The 9430-nt window shown below is 68.9% G+C and carries 10 protein-coding genes; 8 read left to right on the plus strand and 2 right to left on the minus strand.

Translation table 11 applies throughout. The annotated features are described in order from the left end of the window. From AB7U92_RS15110 to AB7U92_RS15140, 7 genes are all read left to right on the plus strand, one after another. On the plus strand, positions 1 to 286 hold a 286-nt coding region (locus AB7U92_RS15110; RefSeq protein WP_428578403.1), incomplete at its 5' end, for a histone H1-like repetitive region-containing protein. Between the two features lie 901 nt (positions 287 to 1187). Next, complete coding sequence (gene purE / locus AB7U92_RS15115) at positions 1188 to 1652, plus strand: 5-(carboxyamino)imidazole ribonucleotide mutase (protein ID WP_428578428.1); 465 nt, start codon at positions 1188 to 1190, stop codon at positions 1650 to 1652. An 8-nt stretch (positions 1653 to 1660) separates the two neighbouring features. Continuing rightward, positions 1661 to 2827: a 5-(carboxyamino)imidazole ribonucleotide synthase gene (locus tag AB7U92_RS15120; protein ID WP_428578405.1), complete on the plus strand. Its 1167-nt coding sequence runs from the start codon at positions 1661 to 1663 to the stop codon at positions 2825 to 2827. A gap of 2 nt (positions 2828 to 2829) precedes the next feature. After that, positions 2830 to 3810, plus strand: coding sequence for an L-threonylcarbamoyladenylate synthase (locus tag AB7U92_RS15125; protein ID WP_428578408.1), 981 nt, complete (start codon positions 2830 to 2832; stop codon positions 3808 to 3810). 45 nt (positions 3811 to 3855) lie between these two features. Continuing rightward, a complete protein-coding gene (locus tag AB7U92_RS15130) occupies positions 3856 to 4827 on the plus strand; it encodes an SGNH/GDSL hydrolase family protein (protein ID WP_428578411.1) in 972 nt (323 codons plus the stop codon). A 125-nt stretch (positions 4828 to 4952) separates the two neighbouring features. Beyond that, positions 4953 to 6143, plus strand: a complete 1191-nt coding sequence (locus tag AB7U92_RS15135) for an SGNH/GDSL hydrolase family protein (RefSeq protein WP_428578413.1) — start codon at positions 4953 to 4955, stop codon at positions 6141 to 6143. A gap of 25 nt (positions 6144 to 6168) precedes the next feature. Continuing rightward, positions 6169 to 6807, plus strand: coding sequence for an OmpW/AlkL family protein (locus AB7U92_RS15140; RefSeq protein ID WP_428578416.1), 639 nt, complete (start codon positions 6169 to 6171; stop codon positions 6805 to 6807). Between the two features lie 19 nt (positions 6808 to 6826). On the opposite strand, the gene AB7U92_RS15145 is transcribed toward AB7U92_RS15140, so the two are convergent. Together AB7U92_RS15145 and dacB are read right to left on the minus strand one after the other, a co-directional pair. Continuing rightward, entirely contained in the window at positions 6827 to 7108 is a 282-nt protein-coding gene (locus AB7U92_RS15145) for a SemiSWEET transporter (protein ID WP_428578419.1), read from the minus strand. 14 nt (positions 7109 to 7122) lie between these two features. Further along, positions 7123 to 8559, minus strand: coding sequence for a D-alanyl-D-alanine carboxypeptidase/D-alanyl-D-alanine endopeptidase (dacB, locus tag AB7U92_RS15150; protein WP_428578422.1), 1437 nt, complete (start codon positions 8557 to 8559; stop codon positions 7123 to 7125). A 59-nt stretch (positions 8560 to 8618) separates the two neighbouring features. On the opposite strand from dacB, the gene tsaB reads away from it, so the two are divergent. Next, positions 8619 to 9335, plus strand: a complete 717-nt coding sequence (gene tsaB / locus AB7U92_RS15155) for a tRNA (adenosine(37)-N6)-threonylcarbamoyltransferase complex dimerization subunit type 1 TsaB (protein ID WP_428578425.1) — start codon at positions 8619 to 8621, stop codon at positions 9333 to 9335. Positions 9336 to 9430: the final 95 nt, after the last annotated feature.

The raw sequence follows: 9430 nt of genomic DNA on the forward strand, positions 1-9430 counted from the left end.
GGCTCCGGCGAAGAAGGCTCCGGCGAAGAAGGCTGCGGCGAAGAAGGCTCCGGCGAAGAAGGCCGCTGCCAAGAAGCCAGCAGTCAAGAAGGCTGCGGCGAAGAAGGCTCCGGCGAAGAAGGCCGCCGCCAAGAAGGCTCCGGCGAAGAAGGCCGCTGCCAAGAAGGCCGCCAAGAAGCCCGCCGCCAAGAAGGCTGCTGCGCCCGCCCCCGCCGCAGCGCCCCCGGCAAAGACGGCGCTGAGCCCGCAGGCGGCATGGCCCTTCCCGACGGGAACCAAGCCCTGACCGGCGTGGTTTCGTGAACTTGGGGCTCCGGAAACGGAGCCCCTTCCGTTTCGTGGAAGGCTTCCACGCGCCTGTGCTGGCGCGCCGGGGTGACAGGGAAGCTGGGCGCATGCGGGAAACCAGAGCGGCATGTCTGCATCGCCGCTCAGGAAAACTGAGCTGCCCCGGGGATTCGTAGCGAGCAGTTTGAGAGTCCGATCAACCCGAGACGAAGATCGAGCCGATGAAGAAGCGATGCACCGAGGAACAGATCATCGGCTACTTTTGTGAGGATGATGCCTGGCTGCCAGTCAAGGAACTGTGCCGGAAGCAAGGCTTCAGCCCGTTGAGCGACCAAGCCTGAAAAGCCAGTTCCGGCAGCATGAACGCGTCGGCCACCAAGTCCAGCGGCCGCAGCTCCAACCGGCCCCACGCGAGGGCACTTCTTTGGCCAGACGTAGAGCGTCGCCTCGATGAAGCCATCTTGCGGCAAACCTCGTCGACGCTGGAGGCGAGCTCCGCCTGTTTCAGCGCGAACGCGAACCGCTTGTCAGTGGACTTGCACTTCTTGATGGCTTGAACTCATGCATCGCTGCCGGGCGTCCGTCATCCCGGTCGTTCTGTCAGTGAATGGTTCCGAATCCCGGGTCAGGCTCAATCATCAACTCGATGCCTGTTGCTCAGGAGTGATCCACCAGTCGGGGGCAGCATTGCACCTCAACCAGAACGCACCCGCGGCCGGACCGAATGGCGGCGCCGTTCAGGGCCTCGTGCGCCAATGCACCAGAGAGAGCGACGCGGCCAGCGCTTCAGGCCGCTGATGGCGGTCATCTGCGGGCAGTTCATGGTCCTGGCGCTTAAAATGTTTAGTTTAAGAACGGAGTAGGTAGTGGCCGTCGCCCCTTGTCTCGTCGGCGTCGTGATGGGCTCCAGCAGTGACTGGGAGACGATGAAGCTCTCCAGCGAGATCCTTGCGGAGTTCGGCGTGCCCCATGAAGTCCGAGTGGTGTCGGCGCACCGCATGCCCGACGACATGTTCGCCTATGCGGAAACTGCTGCGCCGCGCGGGCTGCGCGCGATCATCGCCGGTGCCGGAGGCGCTGCGCACCTGCCCGGCATGCTCGCCGCAAAGACTGTCGTGCCGGTCCTGGGCGTACCGGTGGCGAGTCGCCATCTGCAGGGCGTCGATTCGTTGCACTCGATCGTCCAGATGCCCAAGGGAATCCCGGTTGCCACGTTCGCGATCGGTGCGGCAGGCGCTGCCAATGCTGCGCTCTTCGCTGTCGAGATGCTTGCGACCACCGACCCGGAGTTGCAGCAGCGTCTCGCGGACTATCGACTGCGTCAGACCGAAGCAGCGCGCGCCATGAACAGCGAATTGAAGTGACCGGCACCATGTCCTCCCCGTCGCGCTTCATCGCTCCAGGTGCCACGCTCGGCGTGATGGGCGGCGGCCAGCTCGGCCGCATGTTCGTCCATGCCGCGCAGCAGATGGGCTACTTCACGGCGGTGCTGGACCCCGATCCGGCCAGTCCGGCCGGTCTCGTCGCGCACTACCACGTTCAGTCCGAGTACCTGGACGAGCAGGGCCTCGCACAGTTGATGCAGCGCAGCGCGGCCATCACCACCGAGTTCGAGAACGTGCCGGCTGCGGCCCTGGTCACGCTCGGAGCGCACCGCCCGGTGTCCCCTTCGGCGGATGCCGTTGCGGTGTGCCAGGACCGGGCTCGCGAGAAGCTTCACTTCACGCGATGCGGCGTGCCATGCGCGGCATTCGCCGTGATCGAGGACGGGCAGCAGTTGGCTGCGGTCAGCACGAGCCTGCTGCCGGGGATCCTCAAGACCAGCCGGCTGGGCTATGACGGCAAGGGCCAGGCACGAGTGGCCGATCGCGCCGAACTCGCCGCCGCCTGGGCCACCATGAAGGGCGTGCCCTGTGTCCTCGAGCAGAGGCTGAACCTCGCGGCGGAGATCAGCGTGATCGTCGCGCGCGGCGCGGATGGTTCGATGGTGCACCTGCCGGTCCAGCGCAATCTGCATCGGGACGGCATCCTGGCCGTGACGACCGTTCCGGCGGACCTCGATCAGTCCCTGGAAGCGCAGGCGATCGCGAACGCCGAGCGCATCGCCGAATCGCTGGCCTACGTGGGCGTGCTCTGCGTCGAATTTTTCGTGCTGGCCGACGGATCGCTGGTCGCCAACGAGATGGCACCGCGGCCGCACAACTCGGGGCACTACAGCATCGATGCTTGCGATGTCTCGCAGTTCGAACTGCAGGTGCGCGCCTTGACGGGCGCGCCGCTGCCGGCACCACGGCTGCACTCACCGGCGATCATGCTCAATCTGCTGGGCGACCTCTGGTACGACGTTTCGGGTGCGGTGGTCGAACCCGACTGGGCGGCCGTGCTCGGGTTGACCGGCGCGCACCTGCACCTCTACGGCAAGGCGCAGCCGCGTCGAGGCCGCAAGATGGGTCACCTCACGGTCACCGGCGCGACGGCCGAAGGCGTGCGTCGAGTGGCGCTCGAAGCGGCCGGGATGCTCGGGATCGAGGCGTTCTGAGCGTGCTGCTGCCTGGCAACGACGCCGAGGCGATCGAGCGTGCGGCCGACGCACTCGCCTCGGGGCACCTGGTCGCCTTCCCGACCGAGACGGTCTACGGCCTCGGCGCCCGGGCCGACGACGACCTCGCCGTGTCCGCCATCTTCCGGCTGAAGGGCCGGCCCGCGGATCACCCGCTGATTGTCCACGTGACGGACGCGAGCGGAGCGCTCGACTTCGCAGGGCATCTGGGCGACCCCGCACAGCGCCTCGTCGACGCCTTCTGGCCCGGTCCGTTGACCATCATCGTCCCGCGTGCGCCCGGCGTGGCGGCTGCGGCCGCGGGCGGGCAGGACACCATCGGGCTGCGCTGCCCGGCGCATCCGGTGGCCCAGGCGCTGCTCGCCGCTGCCCGCGCGCGCGGTGTGCGCGGGGTTGCCGCGCCCAGCGCCAACCGATTCGGACGCATCAGCCCGACGCGTGCGCAGCACGTGGTCGATGAGTTCGGTGACGATCTGATCGTGCTCGATGGCGGCGACTGCGAGGTCGGCATCGAGTCGTCGATCGTCGACTGTTCCGGCTTCACGCCCGCGCTGCTGCGTCCCGGACAGATTTCGCGCAAACGCATCGAGGCGGTGCTCGGCGCGCCGCTGGCCGCGCCTGGTGCCGATTCGCCGCGCGCGTCGGGCACGCTCGAATCGCACTACGCGCCGCGTGCGAAGCTTCGCCTGATGTCCGCGCAGATGCTGAATACCGCGTTGCAGATGCTCGGGGACAGCGCACTGAAGCTGGCGGTATATTCCCGCACCGTGGCGCTGCCGCCCGGGTCCCGGCTGGAGCGCCGGACCATGCCGGATGATCCGGACCGCGCCGCTCACGAACTCTTCGCCACGCTGCGCGAACTGGATGCCAGGAATCTGGATCTGATCTGGGTCGAGGAGCCGCCCAGCGAGGCAGCGTGGGATGGCGTTCGCGACCGTCTGTCGCGGGCTGCCGCGGCCTGAATGCGCTGCGTCGCGCAGCGTTCGAGACTTGCCACTGGAGCACCGATGATTCCCTTTGCCCCCGCCCTTCGCCGCACGGCGCTGGTTCTAGCCATCGGTGCGTCGGCACTGCTGTCGGCCTGTGGAGGGGGCGATCCGGTCGTGCCGTTCGTGCCCGATCGAGTGCTGGCCTTCGGCGACGAGAACAGTGTCCTCACGACCGACGGCCGCAAGTACACCGTCAATGCCCTGTCGACGGACGCCAATGGGGTGAAGACGATCAGCTGTGCCGCCAATCCGCTGTGGATCCAGCAGCTGGCGAGCAGTTACGGGCTGGTCTTCCCCGAGTGCAACCCGAATGCCGTTCCCAACCCGGCCAGCCGCATCTACGCAGCCGAGGGCGCCACCGTGAGCGACCTCGCCGCGCAGGTCGACCAGCACCTCGCAGGGGACACGTTCTCGAGCAAGGATCTCGTCACGCTGTTCGTCGGTCAGCACGACGTGCTCGATCTCTATGCCCAGTACCCGACCACCGGCGCCGAACAATTGACTGCAGCGGCAAGGGCCGCCGGCGTGGCACTGGCCGCGCAGGTGAGCCGCATCGCCGATGCAGGCGGCAAGGTGCTCGTCTCGACGGCGCCCGAGATCTCTCTTTCGCCATTTGCCGCGGCGGAGGATCTGGCGGCCGGCGACAAGACCCGCAGCGCGCTGCTGACCGCCTTGGTGGAGAAGTTCAACGAAGGCCTGCGGGTCGGCATCGCTGGCGAGAACGGCGCCGAAGTGGCCATCATGCTGACCAACGAACTCATGCAGACGATGTACAAGTTTCCGACCAGCTTCTCCGGCATGAGCAACGTCACGTCTGCGGCTTGTGACGGAGCACTGGCCGCCACCGTCCTGGACTGCACGGCCGACACGCTGGTCACCGGTGCAACGTCGACCACCCACCTGTGGGCCGACGATACGCACCTCAGCCCCAACGGCCACGCCTACATCGGCTCCCTGGCGGCCTCGCGCACGCGCGCCAATCCGTTCTGATCCGGACAAGCCCCAGGCCGCGCGGCCGGGTTTCCCCCGCGGCGAAGGGCGCAGCGACACACCTATAGTGACGCTCGGAAAAGCGAACGGTCGTTCGTTTTCAGACGAGTCTCTACGAGGTGTTCATGAAGCTGTTCCGTTCCCTGGCGCCGCTGGCCCTGGCGGCTGCGCTGCTCGCAGCCTGTGGCGGGGGTGACCCCGACGTCCCCGGCAGTGGCTCGCCCTCCGGCGCGCCGACCACCCCGGGCAACTTCACCGCCTTCATCAGCTTCGGCGACAGCCTCAGCGACGTCGGCACCTACTCGCCGGCGCCTGCGCAGTTCAACATCCAGGGCGGCAAGTTCACCACCAACGGTCCGTCCGGCACGGTGTGGGTCGAAAACGTGGCCGCCACGCTCGGTCTGCCGGTCACGCCGGCCGAAGTCGGTTTCGACGGACAGTCGGTGAAGTGCCCGGCGGCGCTGCAGAGCACGGTGCCCGCCATCCAGCGCTCCTGCACGGCCTACGGCCAGGGCGGCGCCAGAGTCACCAATCCGAATGGCATCGGGCGTGATCCGGCCACCGGTGCGGGCGCGCTCACCGTCCCGGTGGTCACGCAGATCGCCAATCACCTGGCGAACCCCGCCTTCGGCGGGCGCTTTGCCGACACGGACCTGATCATGGTCTATGCCGGCAACAACGACGTGTTCGTCCAGTTCGGCGCCTTCGCGGCCCAGGCCGCGCAGATCCAGGCTCAGGCCGCGGCGGGGCAGATCACGGTCGACCAGGCCAATGCCCTGCTGTTCCAGGCGCAGACCGACGCGCAGGAGGCGATGAAGCAGGCCGCCATCGAACTGGCGACGCTGGTCCGGTCGGAGATCCTCGCCAAGGGCGGCAAGTACGTCGCGGTGATGACGCTCAGCGACATCGCCGACACGCCGTTCGGCAATTCGTCCCAGGTGGCGCCGGCGCGCACGGTGCTCACCGATCTCTCGCGGATCTTCAATCTCTGGCTGCGCGAAGCACTCACCGGTCAGCCGGTGCAGATCATCGACACCTTCGCCATGTTCAAGGACCTGACGGCACGGGCCACGGCGCTGGGCTTCACCAACATCGCGCTGCCCGCTTGCGACATCGGCAAGATCGCCACGGCCACCGCGAACATCATCACCGATGGTTCTTCGCTGTTCTGCGACGGCAACCTGCTGATGACGACGCCGCTGCAGGCCGACGCCAACACCTGGTTCTTCGCCGATTCGGTGCACCCGTCGACCGGCGGCCACAAGGCCATCAGCGACGCCTTCCTCGCCCAGCTCCGCGCCTTCGGCTGGATCTGACGCCACGCACACCGGAGAACAACCCATGAAGTTCCAGATCCAGGTGCTGGCGGCCGCGCTGGCGATCGGCCTGACGGGCGTTGCACAGGCCCAGCAGAACATCTTCAAGATCGGCGCGATCCAGTACACGACGAACTCGAAGACCAACGGCATCCAGGGCATCGGCGTGCCGCCGGGCGCCGACGCCGAGACCGGCGACGCCACCACGCTGCTGCTCACCTACGAGCGCCTGTTCACGCCCAACATCGGCGTCGAGCTGGTGATCGGCATCCCGCCGAAGATCAAGGCCAAGGCCACCGGTACGGTCGCCTTCCTCGGTGACGACATCCTCTCGGCGCGCAACGTGGCACCGACGCTGATCGTCAACTACCACTTCGGCAGCGAAGGCGACCGCTTCCGGCCCTACCTCGGCGCGGGCATCAACTACACCAAGTTCACCGACGTGAAGTCGCGCCTGGCCCCGGACGTGAAGCTCGGCGACTCGACCGGCCTCGTGGTCCAGGCCGGCCTCGACTACGCGATCGACAGCAAGTGGGGCGTGTTCGGCAGCATCGCGCGCGTCGACACCAAGTCCAAGCTCGTGGCCGCCGGCAGCACGGTGCTGACCACCGAGATCGACTTCCGCCCGGTGACCTACTCGCTCGGCCTGTCCTACAAGTTCTGAACGGGAAGCGCGGCGGCGCTCAGCCGTCGCCGCGCCGACCGAGCACGATCTTCATCGCGAGGATGGCGGCGGCCAGCGCCAGCGTGATGGCGTTGGCGACGATCACGGGCCATGCGCCGAGCATGACGCCATAGACCAGCCACAGCGCCACGCCGAGCGTGAAGGCGCTGTACATCCCCAGCGAGATGCCGCGCACGTCGCGCGTGCGGAAAGTGTGCCAAGCCTGCGGCACGAACGACAGGGTGGTCAGCGTGGCGGCGGCGTAGCCCATCCACTCGGTGGCGCTGGAGGCAGAAGACATTCGGCGAGCCGTGTTCAGTTCGGTGTCTCGGCGGACGCGAGCGGCGCGCTGCCGTCCTGCACCACCCATTGCACCAGCGCATCGATGGCCGGCCGCGCCGCATTGGCGTTGGGATGATTGACGATGGCCACGACGACGTAGCGGCGCCCGCTGCTGGCGAGCACGTAGCCGGCCACGCCGACCACGTCGCGCAGCGAGCCGGTCTTGAGATGGGCGCGGCCGGGCGGAGCCTTGGAGCGGATCAGCGTGCCGTCGATGCCGGAGACCGGCAGCGAAGCCACCAGCTCCGGCATCACCGCGCTGCCCCAGGCCGACTGCAGCAGCCGGGCGAGCTGCTGCGCGCTCAGGCGGGTCTCGCGCGACAGCCCCGAGCCGTTGTCGATCACCGCGCCATCGGCATGCCGGCCGATGCGCTCGGCCAGCCAGCGCCGCAGCACCTCGCGCGACGCCTCGGGCGTGCCCTTGCCGCTGCGCGCCAGACTCAGCGTGAGGAAGAGCTGCTGCGCCATCACGTTGTTGCTGAACTTGTTGATCTCGCGGATCACCTCCGACAGCGCCGGCGATGCGCTGGTGAAGGTGGGCGGCGTGGACGGCGCCGCGCCCTCGCGCACGCTGCCGGCGAGCGTTCCGCCCATCTCGCGCCACAGGCCGGCGAGCATGCGTTCGTCGTAGCGGCGCGGCTCGGCATAGGCGATCGGCCAGGTCTTCTCGCCGCAGACGGCGGGGAAGCTGCCGGCCAGGCGCAGCCGCGACGGATCGGCGAAGTCGGCCTTCAGTTCAGCGCGCCAGTCATTGCAGGCCGTGGCCGACAGCGGCACGCTGCGATCGACCTCGACGCCGGCCAGCGGCGGGTCGACGCTGACCAGCGCCACGCCGCGCGCCGCATCCGGCGTGAAGCCGATCAGCACCGAGCGGTAGGCCAGCAGCAGCGCGTCCGCGCGCACGTTGTAGGGTCGCAGCGCCTCGCCGTCGAAATCGGCCGGGCTCTGCTCGGGCACCGCGAAGGCGCTGCGGTCGAGCACGATGTCGCCGCGGATCTCGCGCACGCCGAGCTGCTGCACGCGGCGCAGCAGCAGCCACAGGCGCTCGGGCACCAGCTTCGGATCGCCGCTGCCCTTGATGACGAGGTTGCCTTCGAGCACGCCGTCGCGCACGGTGCCGTCCAGCCACACCGGTGTGCTCCAGGTCCAGGCCGGGCCGAGCAGGTCGAGCGCGGCATAGGTGGTCAGCAGCTTGGTCAGCGAGGCCGGGTTCACCGCGGCGTCGGCGCGCCAGGCCAGCCGGTTGCGCGGGCTGCCGACCTCCTGCACGAGCACGACGACTGCGTCCGCGGGCACCTTGGCGCGGTCCAGTGCGCTGTAGACCTCGCCCGGCAAGCGGGCCGCAGCGCTGCCTGCGGCCGAGACGAACAACAGGAAGGCCGCGAGGCGCAGGATCGGGGCGGACAGCATGGGCCGAGATGATCGCACGCGCGCCGGCGCGCCGAGGGCCTTGACCTACACTCGCCCGCATGACCTGCCTGCTGGCCATCGACAGCTCCACCGAGGTGATGTCCATCGCGCTGAGCCGCGACGGTGAAGCCTGGGTGTTCGAGGGCGAGGGCGGGGCGCAGGCCTCGCAGCGGCTGCTGCCCGAAGTGCTCGCGCTGCTGCAGCGCGCCGGCTGCGCGCTGGCCGAGGTGGATGCGGTCGGCTTCGGCCGCGGCCCGGGCGCGTTCACCGGGCTGCGCAGCGCCTGCTCGGTGGCGCAGGGGCTGGCGCTGGGCGCCGGCAAGCCGGTGCTGGCGCTGGACAGCCTGCTGCTGGTGGCGCAGGACGCGTTCGACGAACTGGGCGACGCTGCCGCCGATTGCTGGGTGGCGATGGACGCCCGCATGGACGAGGTCTATGCCGCGCACTACCGCGCCGAGCAGGGCCGCTGGGCCGTGCTGGCGAGCCCGATGCTGTGTCGTCCCGACGTGCTCGCGGCCCGATGGCGCGACGAACCACCGCGCTGCATGGCCGGCTCGGGCCTGGCCGTCTTCGGCGAGCACTGGAACACCGGCAACGCCCTGCGGCGCCCGGTAACGCGCTCACGGGCGGTGGCGCTCGCCCGCCTGGCCGAAGCAGCCTGGCACGCAGGCACCGCCATCGATGCCGCACTCGCCTTGCCGGTCTACCTGCGCGACAAGGTCGCCCAGACCACCGCCGAGCGCGAGGCGGCCCGGCGCGCCCAGGCCGAGGCATGAGTGCCGTGCCGCAGCCGCGGCAGCGCACGCTGCTGCCGATGCACGCCGCGCACCTCGATGCGGTGATGGCCATCGAAGTCGGCGCCTACGCCTTC

The organism is Piscinibacter sp. (genome assembly GCF_050175855.1).
GTDB lineage: Bacteria > Pseudomonadota > Gammaproteobacteria > Burkholderiales > Burkholderiaceae_C > Piscinibacter.

Coding starts and splice junctions, on each gene's coding strand:
- dacB (WP_428578422.1), bottom strand. CDS start 8,559: ATGCTGTCCGCCCCGATCCTGCGCCTCGCGGCCTTCCTGTTGTTCGTC.
- AB7U92_RS15140 (WP_428578416.1), top strand. CDS start 6,169: ATGAAGTTCCAGATCCAGGTGCTGGCGGCCGCGCTGGCGATCGGCCTG.
- tsaB (WP_428578425.1), top strand. CDS start 8,619: ATGACCTGCCTGCTGGCCATCGACAGCTCCACCGAGGTGATGTCCATC.
- AB7U92_RS15145 (WP_428578419.1), bottom strand. CDS start 7,108: ATGTCTTCTGCCTCCAGCGCCACCGAGTGGATGGGCTACGCCGCCGCC.
- AB7U92_RS15135 (WP_428578413.1), top strand. CDS start 4,953: ATGAAGCTGTTCCGTTCCCTGGCGCCGCTGGCCCTGGCGGCTGCGCTG.
- AB7U92_RS15120 (WP_428578405.1), top strand. CDS start 1,661: ATGTCCTCCCCGTCGCGCTTCATCGCTCCAGGTGCCACGCTCGGCGTG.
- AB7U92_RS15130 (WP_428578411.1), top strand. CDS start 3,856: ATGATTCCCTTTGCCCCCGCCCTTCGCCGCACGGCGCTGGTTCTAGCC.
- purE (WP_428578428.1), top strand. CDS start 1,188: ATGGGCTCCAGCAGTGACTGGGAGACGATGAAGCTCTCCAGCGAGATC.